Origin of the sequence: Glycomyces sambucus (assembly GCF_900102815.1) — a bacterium.
Lineage (GTDB): Bacteria > Actinomycetota > Actinomycetes > Mycobacteriales > Micromonosporaceae > Glycomyces > Glycomyces sambucus.
Genome location: NZ_FNGF01000003.1, coordinates 342,445 through 365,090, shown reverse-complemented (window position 1 = coordinate 365,090; position 22,646 = coordinate 342,445). Strand labels below are relative to the sequence as shown.

The window sequence follows — 22,646 nt, the reverse complement described above, 5'->3', positions numbered from 1 at the left end:
CCGCGCTACGGCGGTTGATACATGAGTTTGCACCTGCGTTATGCGGCCGTCTCCGACCGCGGTGTGGTGAGGCAAGGCAATCAGGACTCGGTGTTCGCCGGGTCCCACTTCATCGCCGTGGCCGACGGCATGGGCGGCATGGCCGCCGGCGACCTGGCCTCGGCGATCGTCATCAACACCGTGGCCCGGCTGGACGTCCCCCCGCCCTCGGACTCGGTCGTCGACGAGCTCGCCGACGCCGTCGCGGACGCGAACCGGGCGATCCGCCGCTGCGTGGCCGACGACCCGCAGAAGGAGGGCATGGGCACCACGCTCACGGCCCTGTGGTTCGACGGCGAGTGGTTCAACCTGGTGCACATCGGGGACTCGCGGGCCTACCGGATGCGCGAGGGCGGGTTCGAGCAGGTCACGGTCGACGACACGTACGTGCAGATGCTCGTCGACGAGGGCCGGATCACCGCCGAGGAGGCCGAGCGGCACCCGCAGCGCTCGCTGCTGCTGCGCGCCCTGGGCGCCTCCGAGGTCGAGCCGGCGTTCCAGACGATCAAGGGCGTGGCCGGGGACCGGCTGCTGCTGTGCTCCGACGGGCTCTCGGGCCCGGTGTCGGACGCCGACATCGCGCGGACCCTCCAGACCTCGGCCTCGCCGCAGGAGGCCGCGCAGACCCTCGTGCAGCAGGCGCTCGACGCGGGCGCCCCCGACAACGTGACGGTGCTGGTCGCCGACGTCGTCGAGGAGTACCCGGGGGAGCAGCGCCAGATCATCGGCGGCGCGGCCGCCGACCAGCGGCTCGCCGAGTCCGACACGGCGGTGCTGCGCGCGATCAAGGAGGACGGCGAGGAGCCCTCGGGCGACGAGACCGTGAGCCTGCGCGCGGAGGGCGCCGACGGCGAGGACGGCGGGAAGAAAAAGAAGAAGAAGGGCGGGCGCGTGTGGCGCACCGTCCTGTCCTGCCTGATCGTCCTGGTCCTGGCCGCCGGCGCGGGCGCCTACTGGGCGCGCACGCAGTACTTCATCGGGGTCTCCGACGCGGGCAACATCAGCGTCTACCGGGGCCTCCCTTTTGAGGTGGCCGGGCTGCGCGCGGCCTGGCTGGAGATCGAGTCCGAGCGCCCCGCCTCCGAGGCGACCGACGAGGTCGAGGCGGAGCTGGAGGAGGGCAGGACCACCGACGGCCGCGCCGACGCCGAGGACGAGCTGGAGGAGCTGACCGATCCGGCCTCCACCAACGGGAACCTCGATCCGCTGTGCTCCGTTTCGGACACTGAGGCGGTGCCTACGGCGTCAAAGGACTGCCGCGACGACTGAGCGTCACCGTTGTACGCTCACAGCGTCCGGCGCGCCGCAGGCGCGGGGGCCGCGCGCGCCCAGGCGCGCAGGGCGAGCCGGCGCGTGAGAACGAAGCAGACCGAGGGGAACCGATGGCCCAGCCCATGTCGGCGACAGCCCGGGCGGCCGGGCCGTCCGAGACGCCGCTCACTCCGCTGTCGGGCATGCCCAAGCGCATCGGCCGCGAGATCATCATGCTGGTCATGGGCGGGATCGGGGTCTTCTGCTTCCAGCTCACGATCGACATGGCGCTGATCCAGCGGACCACGCCCGTCACCTTCCTGCTGCCGATCACCATCTTCATCGTGTCGATGTGCGCGTGGGCCGCGGTGAAGTTCCTCGCCCCCTACGCCGACCCGCTGTTCGTGCCGATCGCGGCGTTCCTCACCGGCATCGGCATCGTGTACATCCGCCGCATCGACCGGACCGCGCTCACCGACGAACCGCTCCCCGCCGACGCGGGGATCTTCGGCGGCCAGGGCGGGCGCCAGCTCATGTACTACATGGCCGCGGTCGTGCTCCTGACGATCCTGCTCGCGGTGGTGCGCAACCACCGGATGCTCCGCGGCTACGCCTACATCCTGCTGTTCGCGGGCATCGCGTTCGCGGCCCTGCCGGGCTTCCTGCCCGCGTCGATCTCGGAGTCCGGCGGCTCCAAGAACTGGATCCGCTTCGGGTCGTTCTCGGTGCAGCCCAGCGAGTTCGCCAAGCTCATGCTGCTGATCTTCTTCGCCGTGTACCTGGTGCGCAAGCGCGACATGCTCTCGGTGGCGGGCAAGAAGATCCTCGGCCTCCAGCTCCCGCGCATGAAGGACCTGGGCCCCATCGTGATCGTGTGGGCCGCCAGCCTCCTCATGCTCATCTTTGAACGCGACCTCGGCACCTCGCTGCTGCTGTTCGCGATCTTCCTCTCGATGCTGTACATGGCCACCCGCCGGGCCTCCTGGATCCTCATCGGCCTCACCATGTTCATCGGCGGCTGCGTCGCGATCTTCCCGTTCTTCTCGCACCTCCAGGTGCGCGTGGACATCTGGCTGAACCCGTGGGACCCGGTGAAGGTCTTCGAGACCGGCACCTCCTGGCAGCTCGTGCAGGGCCTGGTCGCCCTGAACTCCGGCGGCCTGCTGGGCAACGGCCCCGGCTCGGGCAACCCGAACCTCATCCCCGCCTCCGAGTCCGACTTCATCCTCGCCGCCATCGGCGAGGAGGTCGGCCTCATCGGGCTCACCGCGATCCTGCTGCTGTACGCGATCCTCGTCCAGCGCGGCTTCAAGACCGGCCTCATGTCGCGGGACCTGTTCGGCAAGCTCATGGCCGGCGGCCTCGCGTTCCTGGTCGCGTTCCAGCTCTTCGTCGTGTTCGGCGGCGTCACCGGGCTCATCCCGATGACCGGCCAGACCACCACGTTCCTGGCCGCGGGCGGCTCCTCGCTCGTCGGCTCCTGGCTGCTCATCGGCCTGCTCGTGCGCGTCTCCGACGACGCCCGTAGGCCGTGGCAGGCGTCCTACGGCCTCATGAAGACCGAGGCCCCGCCGGAGTTCCTCGCCGAGCAGGCCGCCAAGCGCGCCGCCGAGGAGGCCGCGAAGGCCGAGGCCGCCGGCGTCATGGACTCCGGCCCGATCCCCGGCGGCGACCAGCCGACCGAGCTCATCATCCCCGGGCACCTCCAGGGCGGCTCCGGCACCGGCGCCCCCGGCGGCACGGTCGAGAAGGGCGGCACGGTCGAAAAGGGCAGCACCGTGGAGGAGGACGTCGTCTCCCCGACCCGCCAGGGCCCGTCCTCGCCCCCGCCGACCGGCGGCTACTCGCCGCCCCCGTCCCCGCCCCCCGGCGGGTACTCCCCGCCGCCCGCGGGCCCGACGCAGCCGTACCGCCCCCAGACCCCGCCCGCGCCCCCCGGCTCCGCCTACGGCGCCCCCCAGGGGCCGCCGACCCGGCCGGCCCCGCACACCCCGCCCCCGCCGCCGCCCTCGGCGTTCGATCCCCGAACCGACTCGAAGGAGGGCGACCGGTGAACCCAGCCCTGCGCCGCACCGGCATCATCGCGCTGATCCTGCTCGCCGCGCTCATCGCGCAGTCGACGTGGGTGAGCTTCTTCCACCACGACGACTACGACCTCATCGCCGACTCGCGGACCCTCATCGCCGAGTACTCGGTCCCGCGCGGGCAGATCCTCGCCGGTGAAACCGTCATCGCGCAGTCGGTCGACGTCGACGGCGACTTCTACAAGTACGAGCGCCAGTACCCCGAGGGCGACGCCTTCGGGAACATCACCGGCTTCAAGTCGTTCAACTTCGGCTCCAGCCGGCTCGAGGCCGCCGAGAACTCGATCCTGAACGGCTCCAGCTCGCTGCTGGCCTTCGACGACTTCTGGGCGACGGTCAAGAAGGACCAGAAGCCCGGCGGGAACGTCGTCACCACCATCGACCCCGCCCTCCAGGTCGCCGCCTACGAGGCGCTCGCCGACACCGGCGTCAAGAGCGGCGCGGTCGTCATCGACCCCCAGACCGGGCGCATCCTCGCCCAGGCGTCCTACCCCGGCTGGAACCCCACCGACGTGTCCTCCAACGACGGCGACACCGCCACCGAGGCGTGGGCCGCCATCAACGACGACGAGGACAACCCGGCGCTCGACCGCACCGGCCAGGAGTGGTACCCGCCCGGGTCGACCTTCAAGACCGTCGTCGCCGCGGCCTTCATCGAGGACCAGGGCGCGAGCGCCGACACCATGGTCCCGGCCGGGAACTCCTACACCGCGCCGAACACCGACCACGTCATCGAGAACTCCTCCGACCAGTGCCCCGAGGACCAGCTCACGCTGGAGCAGGCGTTCGAGCGGTCGTGCAACACCACGTTCGCGCGGCTGTGCGTCGAGGAGCTGTCGGCCGACGACATCTCGCACATGGCCGAGCAGTTCGGCTTCGGCGAGGCGTTCGAGACGCCCCTGGAGACCCTCGCCTCCCAGACCGGCGACATCTCCGAGGACGCCTTCCGCGCCCAGGCGTGCATCGGCCAGCAGGAGGTCCGCGAGACCGTCCTCCAGAACGCGATCATCGCCGGGACCGTCGCCAACGACGGCGAGCGGATGGAGCCGCAGCTCATCGACCGGCTCACCGACTCCAAGGGCGAGACGGTCCAGAACGGCGACGAGGACTCCGCCGGGCGCGTCATCGACGGCGACACCGCCGAGGAGCTGCGCAAGCTCATGGAGGCCGTGGTCGAGAACGGCACCGGCTCGAACGCGCAGATCGACGGCTACACCGTCGGCGGCAAGACCGGCACCGCCGAGCACTCCGACTCCAGCGAGAACCGCCTGCCCGACCACGGCTGGTTCCACGGCTGGGCGCTGAACGAGGACGGCGAGCCCGCCGTCGCGGTCGCCGTGTTCCTCGACTCCTACGGCGACGGCGCCTCCGCCGAGGCCGCCGACATCTCCGGGATGCTCATGGAGCAGGTGCTGGAGGGCGGCGGCGAGTAGGGGCGGCGGGAAGGACGCGGTTTCCTCGAGATCGCCGGGAACGGCAACCGAAGGGGCCCTTCGGACGTGGATCTTGGGAGACGGTTCGGCGGCAGCGCGATAACGGGAGCCCAGGTGCCGGGCTTTCTCCCAGTAGACTGAAGCGTCGATCCCAACGGACCGAGTCCGCCCGATACCGATCCGCCCCAAGAAATGAGGAGACGCCTTGTTGAGCCCCGAAATGCTCCTCGGGCAGCGCTATCGCCTGCGCGAACGCATTGCCGTGGGCGGCATGGGCGAGGTCTGGCGAGCCGAGGACACCGTCCTCGAGCGCACCGTCGCCGTCAAGGCCATGCTGCCCTCCCTGCTGAGCGAACCGGGCTTCACCCAGCGCTTCACCGCCGAGGCGAAGACCGTCGCGGCCCTCACCCACCCCCACATCGTGAACGTCCACGACTTCGGGAACGCCGACCTGCCCAGCGGCGAGACCACCGCCTACCTCGTCATGGAGTTCGTCGAGGGCAAGTCCCTCGCCGACCTCATCGCCGAGCGCGGCCGCATCGACGCCCGCGAGCTCATGCCCGTGCTCGCCGCGACTGCCGAGGCCCTGTACCACGCCCACGTGCACGGCGTCATCCACCGCGACATCAAGCCCGGGAACATCCTGGTGCGCGACCGCGACGGGCGCGCCGTCCTCACCGACTTCGGCATCGCCCGCTCCGGCGCCTCCGGCGACCTCACCCAGACCGGCGCCGTCATGGGCACCGCCTCCTACATCGCCCCCGAGCAGGCCGAGGGCACCGGCGTGCTCCCGGCCTCCGACATGTACTCGCTCGGGGTCGTGGCCTTCCACGGCCTCACCGGCCACCGGCCCTTCCAGGCCGAGAACCCGATCGAACTCGCCCTGCACCACGTGCGCACGCCCCCGCCGCCGCTGCCGCCGGACATCCCCCCGGGCGTGCGCGCGTTCGTCGAGCGCGCCATGACCAAGGACCCGCACCGGCGGTTCGCCACCGGCGCCGAGATGGCCGCCGCCGCGCTCACCGCTGTCGACGCCGCCCCGGCGACCTCCGTCATGCCCCCCGTCGGCCAGCTGCCCCAGCGGGCCGGCGTCGTCGCCATGGGCGGCCCGCCCGCGGGCGTCGCCGAACCCGCCCCGCAGTACGCGCCGCAGGGCCCCGCCACCCCGTCCGGGATCGACCTGGGAGCCCCGCAGGCCCACGGTCCGTCCAAGCCGGGACCGAGCAGGGCGCTGCTCGGCGCGATCGTGGGCCTGGTGGCCCTGGTCCTGGTGGGCGGTATGGTGTGGCTCTTGCTGTCGATGAACGACGACGACCCCGATGAAGGCGGCGGCGAGGACCCGACCACGAACTCCACCTCCGCGGAGGAGGGCACCGGCGACGACGAGGTCGACGAGAGCTCCCCCGAGGACCCGCGGAGCACCGCCGAAGGCCCCGACGAAGGGACCGGCGACGAGACCGGCGGCGGCGGGATCGGCGACTGCATCGGGAACCAGTGCAACGACGGATAGCGGGCTTCCGGGCCTGGCCCTGCCACTAGAATCAATCCGCGATGAACGGAACACGAGGACGTAAAACGCGATGACGACAGAGCCCCGCCTGCTCGGCGGCAGATACGAGATCGGCGAGGTCGTCGGCTACGGGGGGATGGCCGAAGTCCACCGCGGCCGCGACCTGCGTCTCGGCCGCGACGTGGCGGTGAAGCTGCTGCGGGCCGACCTGTCTCGTGACGAGTCGTTCCTCATCCGCTTCCAGCGCGAGGCCCAGAACTCCGCCTCCCTCAACCACCCCAACATCGTCGCCGTGTTCGACACCGGCGAGGACCTGGGCATCCCCTACATGGTCATGGAGTTCGTCAACGGCCGCACCCTCAAAGAGGTCCTGATCGCGGAGGGCCGCTTCGAGTACACCGCGGCCTGCGAGGTCGTCGCCGACATGTGCTCGGCCCTCGACTTCAGCCACAAGCACCACATCATCCACCGGGACGTCAAGCCCGGCAACGTGATGCTCTCGGACACCAACCAGGTCAAGGTCATGGACTTCGGCATCGCCCGGGCCCTCGCCTCCAACCAGGCGACCATGACCCAGACCAGCGCCGTCATCGGCACCGCGCAGTACCTCTCGCCCGAGCAGGCCCGCGGCGAGACCGTCGACGCCCGCTCCGACGTGTACGCCGTCGGCTGCGTCCTCTACGAACTCCTCGTCGGACACCCGCCGTTCACCGGCGACAACCCCGTGTCCGTCGCCTACCAGCACGTGCGCGAGGAGGCCCGGCCGCCCTCGGAGCTCAACCCGAACGTCCCGCCCTCGGTCGACGCCGTGGTCATGAAGGCCCTCGCGAAGAACCCCGAGAACCGGTACCACTCGGCCGCCGAGATGCGCGAGGACCTCATCCGGGCCGCCCGCGGCCAGGACGTCATGGCCCCCGCGGTCATGGGCGCCGCCGACCGCACCGCGATCATCGACCCCGACGCGACCGCCCCCATCCGCCAGCTCTCCACGACCTCCAGCAAGCGCCGCCCATGGCTCATCGCCCTCGGGGTGGTCCTGGCGCTCGTGGCGGTCTCAGCGGCCGCCTGGGGCATCATGACGGCCATGAACGAGGCCGCCCTCAAGACCGTCCCGGGGGTGATAGGCGAGACCCAGGAGGTCGCGACGGAGACGCTGACCACGGACGGCTTCGAGGTCGAGGTGGTCGAGCAGAAGGCCGAGACCGGCGACAACCCCGACATCGGCAACGTCACGGCCCAGAACCCCGAGCCCGGCGAAGAGGTCGAGGAGGGCACGACGGTGGAGCTCACCGTCCTGGTCGCCCCCGACGACGTCGAGGTCACCGACGTGCTCGGCGAGCAGTTCGATGACGCCCAGGCGACCCTTGAAGAGGACAACCTGGTCGTCGAGAAGAACGAGATCGCCAGCACCGAGGAGCCCGGCACGGTCCTGGAGCAGAACCCCGAGGGCGGCACGATGGTCGCGCCGGGGACCACCGTGACGCTCACGGTCTCCGCGGGCGGCGAGGCGACGGTCCCGAATGTCGTCGGCATGGAGACCGACCTGGCGATCAGCACGCTGGAGGGTGCGGGCTTCACCTACGACCTCCAGTACGGTTCCGGCGGCAACACGGTCGGCGTCGTCTACGAGCAGAACCCCCAGGACGGCTCCACCGAGGAGGACGGCACCACGGTCACCATCACCGCCAAGGGCGTGACGGTCACTTGGGACGCCGCGACCACGCCGCAGTCCCTCATGGACACGCTCAACGCCGCCGGCCTCACCGCCGTGATCGACGGCGACGCGACCCTGGAGGTCATCGAGAGCGTCTCCGGCCCCGACGGCGCCCTCACCAGCGGCACCGCGGTCGCCCCCGGCACCGAGATCACCATCGTCCCCGCCCCCGACGACGGCGGCGGAGGCGGCGACGACGAGACGACCACCGACGGCGAGACCTGCAACCCGATCGACCCGACCTGCGACGACACGTAGGTCGACGAACACACGTGAGGGGCCCGGCGCGACAGCGCCGGGCCCCTCTTACGTGTGCTGAGCCTCGAATCTGAGCCCCGCGCGTGTCGCTACCGCTTCGGTCGAGATCTCTGAGCCGCACGCCCGCTTCCGGACATGCGGAAGGGCCCCGGCCTGTCGGCCGGGGCCCTTCGCTTCTCTCGCCGCGCTCAACCCGCCTCGGTGTCGCGCGGCCGCGGCAGGGCCCCTGTGGGGGCCCCGCCGCCGAGTCCTGCCCCCGGAGCGAGCAGCGTCTCCGGGAGCGGGCCACGGTCCCCTACGCGGGCTCGATGCCGCCCTCGAGGATGCGGACCATGATGGGGTTGTCGAAGTAGATGTCGTTGAGCTCGTAGTCGCCCGCCTCGATCGCCTTCACGCGCTCGCCCTCGATCGCGTACGAGACGCGCTGGTTGAGGAACAACGGCAGGCGCGGCAGGGTCTCGTTGAAGACGATGCCGAGCGTCTTGTTCGCCTCGGCCTGCTCCTCCTCGGTGCCCTTCTGCGACGCCAGGTACAGCTCGTCGACGTTCACCGTGCCGAGCGAGGTGGTCTCGACCTCGGCGGTGGCCAGGCCCATGCCCGGCGCGTCGGCGGTCTGCGAGTTGTCCGTGAACCACGCCATCTGCCAGGAGCCGTAGACGTAGGGCACGAACGGGTTCGCCCACTGGCGCACCGCGATGTCGAAGTCGCCCGCGCCCCAGATGCCCCACGGGTTGTCGGCGGGGACGTTCTCGTACGACACGGCCAGGCCGAACTCGGTCAGCTGCGACGCCGCCTGCTCGCCGGTGAGCGAGAAGTCGGTCCAGCCCTCGACGCCGATGATCTTGTACTCGGCGAGCTCCCCGTCCGGCTTGTGCCAGCCGTCGGACTCCTTCGCCCAGCCGGCCTCGGTCAGCAGCGACTCCGCCTTCGCGTGGTCGGTCGCGTAGAACTCCAGCTCGACGTCGTCGAACAGGCCCTCCGCGTGCGGGTCGGGAAGACCGGTGTAGGTCGACGGCACGTAGTAGCCGCCGTTGCCCTTCGCGATCTCGCCGATGACCTCGGTGTCGAAGACGTACATGAACGCCTTGCGCACCTTGGGGTCCGCGAACTCGGGGAACCGGCCCTCGTTGAGCATGAGGCCGACGCCGTCGTAACCGGGGGTCGAGATCTCCTTGAGGCCCTCGACGCCCGCGATCGTGGAGCGGTCGGTCGCGCCAAGCACCTGGGTCGAGTAGTCCACGGCGGAGGACAGCAGGAACTGCACCGACGCGGCGTTGTCGCCCTTCTGGACCTCGACGGTCTCGAACTTCACCTGGTCGGCGAACAGGCCGTCCTCGTGGACCGACATCGTGATGACGGTCTCGCCGATCTGCTCGAACTTGTAGGCGCCGCAGGAGATGAAGTCCTCGTCGAGGAAGTCCTCGGCCGCGATCTTCTCGGACAGGGCCACCTGGCCCGGCCCGCCCTGGACCTCGCCGGCCTCGACCAGGCCCTGGGCCTCGTCCATCCACGCGCCGTAGCGCGAGTAGGGGAGGACCTGCGCCTTGAGCGCGCCGTGCTCGACACCGGTGAACGCCTCGGTGTAGGTGACCGTGACGGTGGTGTCGTCGTCGGCGGTGGCCGACACGAGCTGGTCCCAGCCGATGGTGCCCTGCGCGGCGTTGAGCTTCTGCAGGTAGATGGTGCCGGCCACGTCCTTGGCGAGGACGTCGGTGCCGTCGGTCCACTTGATGCCCGAACGCAGCTTGATCGTCAGGGTCGTGCCGTCGAGCGTGACGGACTCGGCGAGCTGCGGCACCCACTCCTGCGTGTCCCAGTTCAGGATCGCGCTGCGCGGGATGAAGAGCTCGGCGACGGGGGCGGCCGTCAGCAGCACACCGGTGTTCAGGGCCGCGTTGTAGTGCTCGACGGAGATGTCGAACGGGTACACGTACACGAACTTGCCGCTGGCGCCTTCGCCTTCGCCGCTGTCGGCCTGGCACGCGCCGAGGACGGAGGTGGTCGCAACGGCGCCGGCGCCGAGGCCGACCGCCTGCATGAGGTTGCGTCGGCTGATCTCGAATCGCTGAGAGGTCATCGCCGTTTCCTTTCGATGTAGAGGGCGATAGAGGTAATGAGGATGAGGAACACCCCGAGTCCGACGGTCAGCGCGCTGACGGAGGACTCTGCGGTTCCGCTGGGCAGGAGGAGCAGGAGGAGCCCGGCGGCCAGGGTCAGCAGGACCCCGAACGCCAGCCCCGCGCGGGCGATCAGGCCGACCATGCCGCTCCCGGTGTCTTCTTTGGATCTTCGGCCGCCCCTGAGGCGGGACGCCGCGAACCGGGGACGGCGTCGAGGGTGAGCGTCCGGTCGTCGCGGCCGTCGGCCGCGCCCCGGACGTGCTCGCGCCGCTGGTCCCGCGCCACGACGTGGCACGAGACGCGGCGGCCGCGGGCGGCGCCGTTGCCGTTCGCACCCGTGCGTTCCAGGACCGGTTCGGTCGCATCGCACAGGCCGGGTTCGAATGCGGGGCACCGGGGGTGGAAGGCGCAGCCGGCGGGGAGGTCGGTGAGGGACGGGATCTCGGCCGAGCGGAGCTGCTCGGCGGACTGGTTGGCCCTGGCGAGGTCCGGGTCCGGCTCGCACACGGCGCCGATGAGCGCCTTCGTGTACGGGTGCTGGGGGTTCCCGATGACCTCGGGCGTGGGGCCGTGCTCGACGACCTTCCCGAGGTACATGACCGCGATCTCCCCGTCCCACGCGAAGTACTTCGCGACGGCGAGGTCGTGGGTGATGAACAGGAACGCCACGTCGAGCTCGTCGCGCAGCCGCCCCAGGGTGTTGAGCAGGCTCACGCGGATCGAGACGTCGAGCATCGAGGTCGACTCGTCGCAGATGAGCAGCTCCGGGTTCATCGCGAGCGAGCGCGCGACGTTCACGCGCTGGCGCTGGCCGCCGGAGAGCTGGTGCGGGTAGGAGTCGAGGTAGGACTCGGGCGGGGTGAGGTTGACGAGCTGGAGCAGCTCGGCGGCCTTGGCCCGGGCCTCGGTGCGGGTCTTGACCAGCCCGTGGCGCTTGAGGCCCGCGGTGAGGGTCGAGGCGACGGTGCGGGTCGGGTTGAGCGCCGCGTACGGGTCCTGGTGGATGTACTGGACGGCGCGCCGGTAGGCGGTCTTCTCGGCGGCGCTCATCTCGGTGAGCGGCCGGCCGCGGAACTCGACGGCGCCGCCGGTGGGCCGGGTGATCCCGGCGGCGGCGCGGGCCGTGGTGGTCTTGCCGCAGCCGGACTCGCCGACCAGGCACAGGACCTTCCCGGGCTTCACTTCCAAGTCGACGCCGCCGACGGCGGCGACCGGGCCCTTCTTGGTGTCGAAGACCTGCTCCAGGCCGCGGAGCTTGAGCAGGGGCGCGGCGCTGCCGGCTGACTCAGACATTGGCGTTCTCACTTTCAGCGACGCTTGCGAGCTGTCCGTGTGCGGGACGCTGGAGGCGGACCTGGTCGTGGTGGAGGCACGCGACCGCGTGGTGCATGGCCAGCGAGCGGTCGGTGAGCAGTTCGAGCGGGACGCGGTCGCGCTTGCACTCGGCGGTGGCGAAGGCGCAGCGCGGGTTGAAGGCGCAGCCTTCGGGCATCGCCTTGAGGCTCGGCGGGTAGCCGGGGATCGACTCCAGCGCGGGCCGCGCGCCCTTGACGGGCATGACCGCGTTGATGAGCCCCGCGGTGTACGGGTGCTTGGGCCCGTAGAAGATGTCGCGCGAGGAGCCGGTCTCGATGATCCGGCCGGCGTACATGGTCGCGACCCGGTCGGCGAGCTCGGCGGCGAGGCCGAGGTCGTGGGTGATGAACACCATCGTGAACCCGAACTTCTTGCGCAGCTCGTGGAGCTGCTGCACGATCGAGCGCTGCGTGAGCAGGTCGAGCGCGGTGGTCGGCTCGTCGAGGACGAGGACCTGCGGGTCCAGGGCGATGGCGAGGGCGATGAGCGCGCGCTGCTTCATGCCGCCCGACAGCTCGTGCGGGTAGGACTGGAGGACCCGGTCGGGGTCGAGCCGGACGGTCTCCAGGAGCTCCCCGGCGCGCGCCTCGACGGCGGCCTTCGTCCACTTCTTCCCGTCCGAGTGGTCGCGGAGGGTGTCGGCGAAGTGGTCGCCGATCTTGATGACCGGGTTGAAGGCGTTCATGGCGCCCTGGAAGACCATGGCGGCCTCGTTCCAGCGGAAGCGCCGCAGCTGCTCCTTCTTCATCTTGAGGAGGTCGGCGCGCCTGCCGTCCTTGAGCCGGTAGGTGAGGGAGCCGGAGGTGATCTCGCCGAGGCCGGGCAGGAGCCGCAGCAGGCCCAGGCCGAGCGTGGTCTTGCCGCAGCCGGACTCGCCGACGAGGGCGAGCGACTGGCCCTCGTAGAGGTCGAGGTCGACGCCGCTGACGGCGGTCACGGACTCCTTGCGGCCGGTCCGGTACGCGATCGCGAGGTCGCGGACGCTGAGAATCGGGTCGGTCATGGTCTCACCTTTCCCGGAGGCGCGGGTTGAGGGCCTGGTCGAGGCCGCGGCCCATCGTCACGAGCCCGATCGTGAAGAGCACGATCATGAGCAGCGGCGCGACGACGAACGGCAGGGCGACCGGGTTGAGGTAGAAGTTCTGGCCCCAGGACTGGTGGATCATCAGGCCCCAGTTCGGGGTGCCCGAGGGCATGAGGCCGAGGACGTAGAGGCCGACGATCGCGTAGATGGCCTGGTTCACCGAGATCACGAAGTTCACGAAGATGAACCCGGCCATGTTCGGCAGGATCTCGCGGAAGACGATGCGGGAGGCGCCCAGGTTCTGGAGCCGCGCGGCCTCGACGAACTCGCGCTCCTTGAGGGACATGACCTGCGCCCGGATGGAGCGGAACAGGAAGGCCCACATGGTGGAGCCGACCACGATCGAGATGCCCCACGGCGGGATGTCCTCGAAGAAGGCGACGACCGCGAGCATGAGCAGGAACTGCGGGATCGTGACGGTGACGTCGGTGAGCTGGAGCAGCACCGCGTCGATGCGGCCGCGGAAGTACCCGGCGATGGAGCCGAAGGTCACGGCGACGAACACGGCCATGAGGGCGGCGAGGGTGCCGACCCAGATGGGCTGGGCGCCGGAGTTCACCAGGATCGTGAAGGTGTCCTTGCCCTCGTACTGGGTGCCGAGCCAGTGCTCGGCGGAGGGCGAGGTCCAGATCTGGGTGGTGTCGGTCGGGTTGTCCTGGTTCACCAGGAGGGGGCCGACGAAGGAGAACAGCACGATCGCGAGGACGAGGACCGTCCCGGCGAACCCGGCGGGGGAGCGGGTGAGGCCGATCCACAGGCGGCCGAAGAACGACTCGGCGAAGTGCTTGCGCGGCTTGGCGATGATCGCGGCGTCCACGGTGGTCATCAGGCGTCCTGCCCTTCGGACTTGATGCGGGGGTCGACGCGGACGAGGAAGAGGTCCACGATGAGGCTCGCGATGACCACGGAGGTGGCGAGGATGATGACGGCGGCCTGGACGACGGGGTAGTCGCGGTTGGAGATGGCCGCCATGAGCATCTGGCCGGCGCCGGGGTACTGGAGGATCTGCTCGATGACGATGGAGCCGCCGACGAGGGTGCCGAGCTGGAGCGCGATCTGGGGGATGATCGGCAGCATCGCGTTGCGGCCCACGTAGCTGCGGCTGATGCGCCCGGCCTTGAGACCGCGGGCCTGCGCCACCGTCACGTAGTCCTCGGTGAGGACCTCGGTGGTGGCGGCCTTCATGTTGAGCATGAAGGAGCCGGTGGCGGTGAACGCGAAGGCGATGATCGGCAGGATCGCGTGGAAGACCGCGTCGCCGAAGAACACGAAGTTGAATCCGGGTTCGACGCCGGCGGTGATCCGCCCGCGCATGTCGAGGAACGGCAGGACCCCGAGCATCGTGTAGCCGACGACGATGACGGCGGCGATGAGGATGTAGTTCGGGACCCCGGTGAGGAAGGACCCGATGGAGGTCATGACGTGGTCGAACCAGGAGCCGCGGCGGTAGGCCATGGCCATGCCGACCGACAGGCCGATGACGACCGCGAGGACGACGCCGGCGCCGACGGCGAACAGCGTCCACGGCAGGTACTCCATGACGTGCTCGAACACGGTCTTGGAGGGGTTGGTCAGCGAGTTGCCGAGGTCGAAGGTGACCAGGCCGCGCATGAACTCGAGGTACTGGACCCACACGTTGGCGTTCGGGTCGTAGGAGATGATGTTGGCCGCCGTGGCCATGGCCTGGTCGTGACTCATGCCGGAGCTGTTGAGGCGCCCGGCCATGATCTCGATCGGGTCGCCGGGCATCAGGTGCATGAGCAGGAACGTGATGGTGGCGACGAGCCAGACCACGAACACGGACTGGCAGATGCGCCGGAAGGCGTAGGAGGTCCACACGCGGCGGAGCAGGGACGGACGCGCAGTGGGGGGCGGCGTACCGACCGCCGCGTCGGAGCGCGGCGGGGGTGCGGTAGGTGCGGTCACCTGGGGGCACTCCTTCGTGCGTGGTCGGGCTCGTCCGCGGCTCGCATGCGTCGCCGCTGAGCGGTCTCGGATCCCGAAACAAATTGGAAAGATTGTTTCTAGTTAACGAACTTACCTGTCGTGACCCGGCGCACGCCAGCCTTGAGACGGAATCGTTACGTTGAACTTCAGGGAACGTTTTCCCTGGTCTCATCCGGCGGGTGCCGTCCGACGGTAGCCGGTCGGCGACACTGCGAACGGGCCGTCGGGGCCGCGCGGTCCGATACCGGGCCCCGATGCGGGGCGATAGGCCCGTTCGGGCGATCCCCGCGTCCGCCGAGCGGCGGGCCCCAGGCGGCCTGTGGCCAACGACTCCCCGGGCGGGCGACGGGCCCCGGTCCCGGCCCAGTACGCTCGTACTGTTAGGAGCGTTCCGCTCCCCGTCCCGACCACGCGCGGCGAAGCGCAAGGAGAGGTGCCGAAACCCATGGCGAAGATCAAGGTCGCGAACCCCGTCGTCGAGATCGACGGCGACGAGATGACCCGCATCATCTGGAGCAAGATCAAGGACGAGCTGATCCACCCCTACCTGGACGTGGACCTGCACTACTACGACCTCTCGATCGAGCACCGCGACGCCACCGACGACCAGGTCACCGTCGACGCCGCCAACGCGATCGCCGAGCACCACGTGGGCGTCAAGTGCGCGACCATCACCCCCGACGAGGCCCGCGTCGAGGAGTTCGGCCTCAAGAAGATGTGGCGCTCCCCGAACGGCACCATCCGCAACATCCTCGGCGGCGTCGTCTTCCGCGAGCCGATCATCATGAGCAACGTGCCGCGCCTGGTCCCGGGCTGGACCAAGCCGATCGTCATCGGCCGCCACGCCTTCGGCGACCAGTACCGCGCCACCGACTTCAAGGTCGACCGCCCCGGCACCCTCACCGTCTCGTTCACCCCCGACGACGGCTCCGAGCCGATCGAGTTCGAGGTCGTCAAGTACCCCGAGGCCGGCGGCGTCGCGCTCTCGATGTACAACTTCCGCAAGTCCATCGAGGACTTCGCGCGGGCCAGCTTCCGCTACGGCCTGCAGCGGAACTACCCGGTGTACATGTCGACCAAGAACACCATCCTCAAGGCGTACGACGGCATGTTCAAGGACGTGTTCCAGGAGGTCTTCGACGCCGAGTTCAAGGCCGAGTTCGACGCCAAGGGCCTCACCTACGAGCACCGCCTCATCGACGACATGGTCGCCGCGGCGCTCAAGTGGGACGGCGGTTACGTCTGGGCCTGCAAGAACTACGACGGCGACGTCCAGTCCGACATCGTGGCCCAGGGCTTCGGCTCGCTCGGCCTCATGACCTCCGTGCTCATGACCCCCGACGGCCAGACCGTCGAGGCCGAGGCCGCGCACGGCACCGTCACCCGCCACTACCGCGCCCACCAGCGCGGCGAGAAGACCTCGACCAACCCGATCGCCTCGATCTTCGCGTGGACCCGCGGCCTGTCGCACCGCGGCAAGCTCGACGGGACCCCCGAGGTCACCGCGTTCGCGAACGAGCTGGAGAAGGTCGTCGTCGACACCGTCGAGAGCGGCAAGATGACCAAGGACCTCTCGCTCCTCATCGGCCGTGACGAGCCGTGGCAGACCACCGACGAGTTCCTCGACACCCTGTCGGAGAACCTCGCCAAGGCCGTCTCGGCGAAGTAGCGCGTAACCGGGTCCGCGGAGACTCGTTGTAGAGGGTGCGGTCACCACCGGTGTGGTGGCCGCCCCTTCCCAGTTGGAGGCCCCGGCCGGCGTGTGCGAGCGCACATCCGGCAGGGGCCTCCCCCCTTTCGCGGCTTGTAAACTAGCCGGGTTGCACACCGGTTCGCGCAGATTGCGCCGGACCGCGCCCCCCGACCGAAAGGCAGACATGAGAGGCGTCATCCTCGCCGCCGGACAGGGGCAGCGCCTGCGCCCCGACACCGACCGCCTCCCCAAGACGCTCCTGCCGGTCACCGGGTCCGAGACCATCCTCGACACCATCGTCCGCGGGCTCGCCGAGGTCGATGTGACGGACATCGCCATCACCGTCGGGCACGCGGCCGAGCGGATCCGCGAGCACGCCCCGGCCCTCGAAGCGCGCTACGGCGTCGCGGTGACGATCGTCGACAACGACAGGCCGCACTGGAACAACGCGTACTCGCTGTGGACCGCCCGCGAGCACTACGCCGACGGCGCGATCCTCGTCAACGGCGACACCGTCCACCCCGCGAGCATCGAGCGGAACCTCCTCGAGGCCGCGAAGGACGACCCGCGCCTGCTCCTGGCCCTGGACGACCACAAGCAGCTCACCGACGAGGCGATGAAAGTCCGCATCGGCGAACACGGTGTCGAGCTCATCCACAAGGCGCAGCCGGTCGAGGCCGCCGCGGGGGAGTACATCGGCGTCAGCCTCATCCCCGCCGGGATCGCCGAGGAGCTGACCAAGGCCCTCGAAGCGACCTACACCCGCGACACGACCCTCTACTACGAGGACGCCTACCAGCTCCTCGCCGAGGCCGGCCGCATCGGGACGGTCTCCACCGGGCCCGTGCGCTGGACCGAGGTCGACGACCACGCCGACTGGGCGCTCGCCAAAGAGATCGCGGAGCTTGCGGAGCGATCCGGGCAGCAGGGTGCGGAGATCGCGGAGCGATCAAGGCGGCAGGGTGCGGAGCGATCCCGCGAGCACGGCGCCGGAGCGCTTTAGTGCCCACCTTCGCCCGCACCGTGCTCGCCCCGATCACGGTCGAGGTCTCCTCGGGGGCCGTCGCGCGCCTCCCCGAACTGCTCGCGGACTCCCGGATCTCCTCCGGCGGCCGCGTCGCGGTCGCGCTCGGGCCCGGCCTCGGCGCGACCCTCACCGACGAGCTCGACCACCTGCCCGACGCGGTCGTGCACACCGTCAAGCCCGGCACCCTCGACGCCGCCAAGGAGCTCACCCGGCGCCTGCGCGACGACCACGTGGACGCCCTCGTCGGCATCGGCGGCGGCAAGCTCCTCGACACCGCCAAGTGGGCCGCCTCCGACCTGGGCCTGCCGATGGTCTCGGTCGCCACGAGCCTCGCCCACGACGGCCTCGCCTCGCCGACCGCCTCGCTCGTTCGCGACGGCGCCTCGGTCTCCTACGGGGTCCACCCGCCGCTCGCCGTCCTCGCCGACCTCGACTTCATCCGCCGGGCGCCCGCGAACCAGCTCCAGTCCGGCATCGGCGACGCCCTCACCAACCTCTCCGCGGTCGCCGACTGGCAGCTCTCGCACGAGGTCAACGGCGAGCCCGTCGACGGCCTCGCCGCCGCCATCGCCCGCACCGGCGCCGAGGCGGTCCTGCGCCACCCGGGCACCATCGCCGACGACGCGTTCCTGGCGACGCTCGCCGACGCGCTCATCCAGGGCGGCCTCGCCTCCAGCATGGCCGGGTCCTCACGGCCGTGCTCGGGCGGCTGCCACGAGATCGCGCACGCGCTCGAAGCGCTCCACCCCGGCCTCGCCTCGCACGGAGCCGAGGGGGCCCTGGGGGCCCTGGTGTGCACGTGGCTGCGCGGCGACACTGCGATGTTCGCCGAGCTGTCGGCCGCGATGAAGCGGCACGGCCTGCCGCGCACCGCAGATGAACTCGGGTTGAACACCGCGGAGCTCGCCACAGCGGTGGCCTACGCGCCGAGGACGCGGCCAGGCCGTTATACGATTCTCGAACATCGTGAACTGGACTCGGTGGCGCTGGAGCGACACCTGACGGAGATGATGCATGAGCTCGATTAGCCCGCACCCCGACGGCGTCTCCGGCCCAGCCGGGAACCGCGACGGGAGCCCGGACTCCACCGACGCGGCCGCCCCCCAGGGCGGCTACGGCGCCGGGCCTTCGGCCGCCCCCGCGGGCTACCCGCCGGGGGCCATGAGCTCCGGATCGGCCGCGTTCGCGAGCCCTCCGCCCGCCGCCGCGCCCGGCGGCATCACCCCGCCGCCGCATCCCGGCCAGGGCCCGCAGGGCCAGCAGCCGCCGCAGGGCTACGGGCAGCAGCACGCTCCCTCCCCGCAGCACCCCGCGCCGTACGGCCCTCCCGGGCACCAGGGCCCGCCGCCCGCCGCGTACGGGTCCCCGCAGCAGCCCTACGGCGCCCCGCAGGCCCCGTACCACCCGGGCCAGCCGCCGCACCCCCACCAGGGCCCGCCGCCGCACCAGACGCCGCAGCCCCACCAGCCGCCCCAGCCGCACCAGACGCCGCAGCCCCCGCACGGCCAGGCGCCCCACGGGCAGCACCCGCAGCATCCGCAGGGACAGCAGCCGCCGCAGCCGTACGGGCAGCCCGCGCAGCCGTCCCAGCAGCACTACCAGCCGCAGACTCCCCCGCCGCCGCCCGCGGTCGCGCCCACCCCGGCCCACGTCGCCGCGGGAGGCCCGGGCCAGGTCCCCCAGGCGCCCTACGCGACCCGCGTCGAACCGGGCCGCGACATGCCGATGGCCGGGGCCTCCCCGATCCGCCGGAACCTCGACGACACCGCCGAGCTCCCCGCGTTCCTCGACTCCGCGCGCAGCGACGAAGGCCCGCTGGAGAAGTCCCGCGAGGCCGAGGTCAAGCCGCTCAAGCGGAAGTTCCCGCTCACGACCGGCTTCACCGCGCTCCTGCGCCACCGGTACGCCATGTCGGTGCTGGTCCGCCGCGACCTCGCCGTCAAGTACCAGGCCACGTTCATGGGCTACGTGTGGTCGCTCATCGAGCCGCTGGGCCTGACGCTCATCTACTGGTTCGTGTTCGACCTCGTCTTCGGCGGCGGCAACTCGCTCCCGGGCACCTCCGGGTACCTGCTGTTCATCGTCTCGGGCATCTTCGCCTACCAGTGGTTCAGCTCCGCCGTCAACGAGGGCCAGAAGGCCCTCGGCGGGCAGGCGAGCCTCATCACGGTCATGAAGGTCCCGCGCGAGGTGTTCCCCGTCTCGAAGGTCCTCGCGCGCTTCGCCGAGTACGCGGTCGGCTTCCCGATTCTCCTCATCGTCGCCTTCCTCGACGGCGGCGTGTTCGGGCTCAACCTCGTGTGGCTCATCCCCGCGATCCTGGTGCAGGCCATGCTCACCACCGGCATGGTGTTCGTGCTCTCCGCCGCCAACGTCCTGTTCAAGGACGTGCAGCGGTTCATGCCGCTGGTCATGCGCGTGCTGTTCTACGGCTCCGCGATCATCTACCCGGTCTCCAAGGTCGCCGACGCGCCCACGGTCAAGGAGAACCCGTGGGTGTACGACGTGTTCTCCTCGAACCCGCTCGTCGGCATCTTCTCGATGCACCGCGCGGCGTTCAACCCCGAGCTCGCGCCGAACCTCTACCAGGTGTGCATCGCGGTCGGCTTCTCGATCTTCCTGCTGTTCTTCGGACGCTGGATCTTCTACCGCCTCGAGCCCCGAGTCCTCAAGGCGCTGTAGGCGCGGAACGAGCGGCCCCGACCTTCTGGTCGGGGCCGCTCGCGTCTCACAATCCACGCACCGTTCACCACGGGTTCGCACGCATGGTGGAGAATGTCCCGATGGTCTCCACGGGTTCCCCGACGACCCACCACGCCGCGAACCCTCCGGGCAACCGCACCGACACCCTCCTGCTGCCCCGCATCGCCCCCGAACCGCAGCGCGAGCAGTGGACCGGCATGGGCTTCCGGCCCGACATCCAGGGGCTGCGCGCCGTCGCGGTCGGCCTGGTCCTGCTCTCCCACGCGGGGTTCCCCCACTCGGCGGGCGGGTACGTCGGCGTCGACGTCTTCTTCGTCCTCTCGGGGTTCCTCATCACGTCGCTCCTGGTCAAGGAGGTCTTCGACACCGGGAAGATCTCGATCGCCGGGTTCTACGCCCGCCGCGCCCGCCGCATCCTGCCCGCGGCGATGGCCGTGACCATCGCCACCGCCCTCGGTGCGTGGATGTTCTTCCCGGTCACGCGCCTCGACGCCGTCATGCAGGACGCGCTCGCGGTCATCGTCTACATCGTCAACTACCGGTTCGTGGCCGAGCAGACCGAGTACCTGAACGCCGACCAGATGCCGTCCCCGTTCCAGCAGTACTGGTCCCTCGCGGTCGAAGAGCAGTTCTACGTCGTGTGGCCGCTGCTCCTGCTCGTGCTGCTCCTCCTCGCCGGGCGCCGGCCGAAGCGCCTGGTCACCGCCGCGATCGTCTGCTCGGCCCTCATCTTCGCCGCCACGCTCGCGCTCTCGGTCGTCGTCACCGCCGAGTCCCAGCCGACCGCCTACTACGCGGCCCACACCCGCGCCTGGGAGCTCGCCGCCGGCGCGCTCCTCGCCCTCACCCTCCCGGCGCTCAAGCGCACCCCGCAGGGCCTCGCGTGGGTCCTCGGCATCGGCGGGCTCGCGGCGATCGTCCTGTCCGGCGTCATGTACACCGAGGCGACCCCCTTCCCCGGGTACGCGGCGCTCGCGCCGGTCCTCGGCACCGCGGCCGTCATCGCGGCCGGATCGGGCCCGGGCCGCAACCCCGTGTCGGGGCTGCTGTCCACCGCCCCGTTCCAGTTCGTCGGCAAGATCTCCTACAGCCTCTACCTGTGGCACTGGCCGATCCTCATCCTCGCGCCGCTCGCCCTCGGCGTCGAGCCGACCCTGCGCCTCAACCTCGTCCTCATCGCCGCCACGGTCGCCGTCGCCCAGGTCTCGTACGCCTGCATCGAGGAGCCGGTCCGCAACTGGCGGCCCCTCAAGCGCAGCAACGGCGCCGGCATCGTCCTCGGCCTCATGGCCTCCGTCGCCGGCGCCGCCGTGGTCCTCGCCCTCGTCAACGTCTTCCCCAAGGCCCCCGCCGACGACGGCCCGGTCGACCTCGCCGCGGTCGAACCCGTCGCCACCGCCGACGAACTCGGCCGGCGCCTCGCCGACGGGCTCGCCGTCACCACCGTCCCCGACGACCTCACCCCGTCCCTCGCCGATATGAGCGCCGACCGGCCCGCGATCTACGACGGCGACTGCCACCTCGACGTCGAGACCGTCGCACTGCCCGGCGACTGCTCCTTCGGCGACACCGACTCCGGCACCGAGGTCATGCTCGTCGGCGACTCCCATGCGGCCCAGTGGTTCCCGGCCCTCGAACTCCTCGCCGAACGCAACGGCTGGGAGCTCGTCAGCCGCACCAAGAGCTCCTGCACCCCCGTGTCCGTGCGCATCGACAGCACCGTCCACGAGGGCGAGTACGCCGAGTGCTGGGACTGGAAGCAGGAGGTCTTCGACGAGATCGCCTCCCTGGAGCCCGAACTCGTGGTCTTCGGCACCTACGACGACAACACCGTCACCGGCCTCGACGGCGACGCCGCGGTCGAAGCCTGGAACGCCGGCTGGACCGAGACCCTGGAGCGGGCCGCCCCCGCCCAGCAGGTCGCCGTCCTCGCCGACACCCCCTCGGCCACCGGCGAGGCCGCCCCCGAATGCCTCGCCCTCCACATGGACGCGGTCCAGGAGTGCGTCGCCGACGACCCCTACGAGGTGGAGCACCCCGAGTTCCGCGAGGCGGGCCTCGACGCCGCGGCCGACGCCGGCGCCGCCGTCGTCGACACCGAGCCGTGGTTCTGCCTCGACGGGCGCTGCCCGCTCGTCGTGGAGGGCGTGGCGGTCTACCGCGACGGCCACCACGTCTCGACCCCGTACATCGCCTCCCTCGCAACGCTCCTCGGCGAGTCCCTACCGGACCTTCGATAACGGTGTGAGCGAGGCAATTCGGGCGCGATCGCGGCGTGCGGCACCGCAGCGCGCGACCGCCGTCGGTACGATATGAGAAACGCTCGCAGCCAGTCGCGCGTCCTGGTCGCCGAACCGGTCATCGACCGGTCCGAGCAGGGGTCGGCCGCGCCTAGAATGAAGCGACCGCCCGGCATCCCTAGACGGA

Annotated in this window: 16 protein-coding genes; 10 read left to right on the top strand and 6 right to left on the bottom strand. The window is 70.6% G+C overall.

Annotation, left to right across the window (positions count from 1 at the left end):
* Positions 1–66: 66 nt before the first annotated feature.
* The 5 genes from BLS99_RS11320 to pknB all read left to right on the top strand — a co-directional run bounded on the left by BLS99_RS11320 (position 67) and on the right by pknB (position 8,289).
* The gene (locus BLS99_RS11320; protein ID WP_176953319.1) at positions 67–1,308 is read left to right on the top strand and encodes a PP2C family protein-serine/threonine phosphatase; all 1,242 of its coding nucleotides are present in this window, start codon (positions 67–69) and stop codon (positions 1,306–1,308) included.
* Between the two features lie 185 nt (positions 1,309–1,493).
* Positions 1,494–3,344 carry an FtsW/RodA/SpoVE family cell cycle protein gene (locus BLS99_RS11315; protein ID WP_176953318.1) on the top strand — a complete coding sequence of 617 codons (1,851 nt, stop codon included), beginning with the start codon at positions 1,494–1,496 and terminating at the stop codon, positions 3,342–3,344.
* On the top strand, positions 3,341–4,807 hold the full coding sequence (locus BLS99_RS11310) for a penicillin-binding transpeptidase domain-containing protein (RefSeq protein ID WP_143034764.1): 1,467 nt from the start codon (positions 3,341–3,343) through the stop codon (positions 4,805–4,807). The genes BLS99_RS11315 and BLS99_RS11310 overlap by 4 nt, the downstream gene beginning before the upstream one ends.
* Before the next feature lie 205 nt (positions 4,808–5,012).
* The gene (locus tag BLS99_RS11305; RefSeq protein WP_143034763.1) at positions 5,013–6,317 is read left to right on the top strand and encodes a serine/threonine-protein kinase; all 1,305 of its coding nucleotides are present in this window, start codon (positions 5,013–5,015) and stop codon (positions 6,315–6,317) included.
* A gap of 70 nt (positions 6,318–6,387) precedes the next feature.
* On the top strand, positions 6,388–8,289 hold the full coding sequence (pknB, locus tag BLS99_RS11300; RefSeq protein WP_091048881.1) for a Stk1 family PASTA domain-containing Ser/Thr kinase: 1,902 nt from the start codon (positions 6,388–6,390) through the stop codon (positions 8,287–8,289).
* A 295-nt stretch (positions 8,290–8,584) separates the two neighbouring features.
* Here the strand turns inward: pknB and BLS99_RS11295 are convergent, their stop codons facing one another.
* Genes BLS99_RS11295 through BLS99_RS11275 form a run of 6 tightly spaced genes read right to left on the bottom strand, consistent with a single transcriptional unit; the run spans position 8,585 to position 14,775 of the window.
* Positions 8,585–10,366, bottom strand: a complete 1,782-nt coding sequence (locus tag BLS99_RS11295) for an ABC transporter substrate-binding protein (protein ID WP_176953317.1) — start codon at positions 10,364–10,366, stop codon at positions 8,585–8,587.
* Complete coding sequence (locus BLS99_RS26180; RefSeq protein WP_176953316.1) at positions 10,363–10,551, bottom strand: hypothetical protein; 189 nt, start codon at positions 10,549–10,551, stop codon at positions 10,363–10,365. Before BLS99_RS26180 ends, BLS99_RS11295 begins: the two co-directional genes overlap by 4 nt.
* Positions 10,539–11,702 (bottom strand): ABC transporter ATP-binding protein, encoded by a 1,164-nt coding sequence (locus tag BLS99_RS11290; protein ID WP_091048874.1) that lies wholly within the window; start codon positions 11,700–11,702, stop codon positions 10,539–10,541. Before BLS99_RS11290 ends, BLS99_RS26180 begins: the two co-directional genes overlap by 13 nt.
* Positions 11,695–12,768 carry an ABC transporter ATP-binding protein gene (locus BLS99_RS11285; RefSeq protein ID WP_091048871.1) on the bottom strand — a complete coding sequence of 358 codons (1,074 nt, stop codon included), beginning with the start codon at positions 12,766–12,768 and terminating at the stop codon, positions 11,695–11,697. Before BLS99_RS11285 ends, BLS99_RS11290 begins: the two co-directional genes overlap by 8 nt.
* A 4-nt stretch (positions 12,769–12,772) precedes the next feature.
* Complete coding sequence (locus tag BLS99_RS11280) at positions 12,773–13,675, bottom strand: ABC transporter permease (RefSeq protein ID WP_091048869.1); 903 nt, start codon at positions 13,673–13,675, stop codon at positions 12,773–12,775.
* A complete protein-coding gene (locus BLS99_RS11275; RefSeq protein ID WP_143034762.1) occupies positions 13,675–14,775 on the bottom strand; it encodes an ABC transporter permease in 1,101 nt (366 codons plus the stop codon). Before BLS99_RS11275 ends, BLS99_RS11280 begins: the two co-directional genes overlap by 1 nt.
* A 466-nt stretch (positions 14,776–15,241) precedes the next feature.
* Here BLS99_RS11275 and BLS99_RS11270 point away from each other — a divergent pair, with 466 nt between their 5' ends.
* The 5 genes from BLS99_RS11270 to BLS99_RS11250 all read left to right on the top strand — a co-directional run bounded on the left by BLS99_RS11270 (position 15,242) and on the right by BLS99_RS11250 (position 22,459).
* Positions 15,242–16,465 (top strand): NADP-dependent isocitrate dehydrogenase, encoded by a 1,224-nt coding sequence (locus BLS99_RS11270; protein ID WP_091048862.1) that lies wholly within the window; start codon positions 15,242–15,244, stop codon positions 16,463–16,465.
* A gap of 208 nt (positions 16,466–16,673) precedes the next feature.
* Complete coding sequence (locus BLS99_RS11265) at positions 16,674–17,492, top strand: phosphocholine cytidylyltransferase family protein (protein ID WP_091048858.1); 819 nt, start codon at positions 16,674–16,676, stop codon at positions 17,490–17,492.
* Entirely contained in the window at positions 17,492–18,544 is a 1,053-nt protein-coding gene (locus BLS99_RS11260; protein WP_091048855.1) for an iron-containing alcohol dehydrogenase family protein, read from the top strand. The genes BLS99_RS11265 and BLS99_RS11260 overlap by 1 nt, the downstream gene beginning before the upstream one ends.
* Positions 18,531–20,198, top strand: a complete 1,668-nt coding sequence (locus BLS99_RS26930) for an ABC transporter permease (protein ID WP_245712226.1) — start codon at positions 18,531–18,533, stop codon at positions 20,196–20,198. Before BLS99_RS11260 ends, BLS99_RS26930 begins: the two co-directional genes overlap by 14 nt.
* A gap of 101 nt (positions 20,199–20,299) precedes the next feature.
* Positions 20,300–22,459, top strand: a complete 2,160-nt coding sequence (locus tag BLS99_RS11250; RefSeq protein ID WP_176953315.1) for an acyltransferase family protein — start codon at positions 20,300–20,302, stop codon at positions 22,457–22,459.
* The last annotated feature ends 187 nt before the right edge of the window (positions 22,460–22,646 follow it).

Coding starts and splice junctions, on each gene's coding strand:
- BLS99_RS11290 (WP_091048874.1), bottom strand. CDS start 11,702: ATGTCTGAGTCAGCCGGCAGCGCCGCGCCCCTGCTCAAGCTCCGCGGC.
- BLS99_RS26930 (WP_245712226.1), top strand. CDS start 18,531: ATGAGCTCGATTAGCCCGCACCCCGACGGCGTCTCCGGCCCAGCCGGG.
- BLS99_RS11315 (WP_176953318.1), top strand. CDS start 1,494: ATGCCCAAGCGCATCGGCCGCGAGATCATCATGCTGGTCATGGGCGGG.
- BLS99_RS11295 (WP_176953317.1), bottom strand. CDS start 10,366: ATGACCTCTCAGCGATTCGAGATCAGCCGACGCAACCTCATGCAGGCG.
- pknB (WP_091048881.1), top strand. CDS start 6,388: ATGACGACAGAGCCCCGCCTGCTCGGCGGCAGATACGAGATCGGCGAG.
- BLS99_RS11285 (WP_091048871.1), bottom strand. CDS start 12,768: ATGACCGACCCGATTCTCAGCGTCCGCGACCTCGCGATCGCGTACCGG.
- BLS99_RS26180 (WP_176953316.1), bottom strand. CDS start 10,551: ATGGTCGGCCTGATCGCCCGCGCGGGGCTGGCGTTCGGGGTCCTGCTG.
- BLS99_RS11270 (WP_091048862.1), top strand. CDS start 15,242: ATGGCGAAGATCAAGGTCGCGAACCCCGTCGTCGAGATCGACGGCGAC.
- BLS99_RS11280 (WP_091048869.1), bottom strand. CDS start 13,675: ATGACCACCGTGGACGCCGCGATCATCGCCAAGCCGCGCAAGCACTTC.
- BLS99_RS11265 (WP_091048858.1), top strand. CDS start 16,674: ATGAGAGGCGTCATCCTCGCCGCCGGACAGGGGCAGCGCCTGCGCCCC.
- BLS99_RS11250 (WP_176953315.1), top strand. CDS start 20,300: ATGGTCTCCACGGGTTCCCCGACGACCCACCACGCCGCGAACCCTCCG.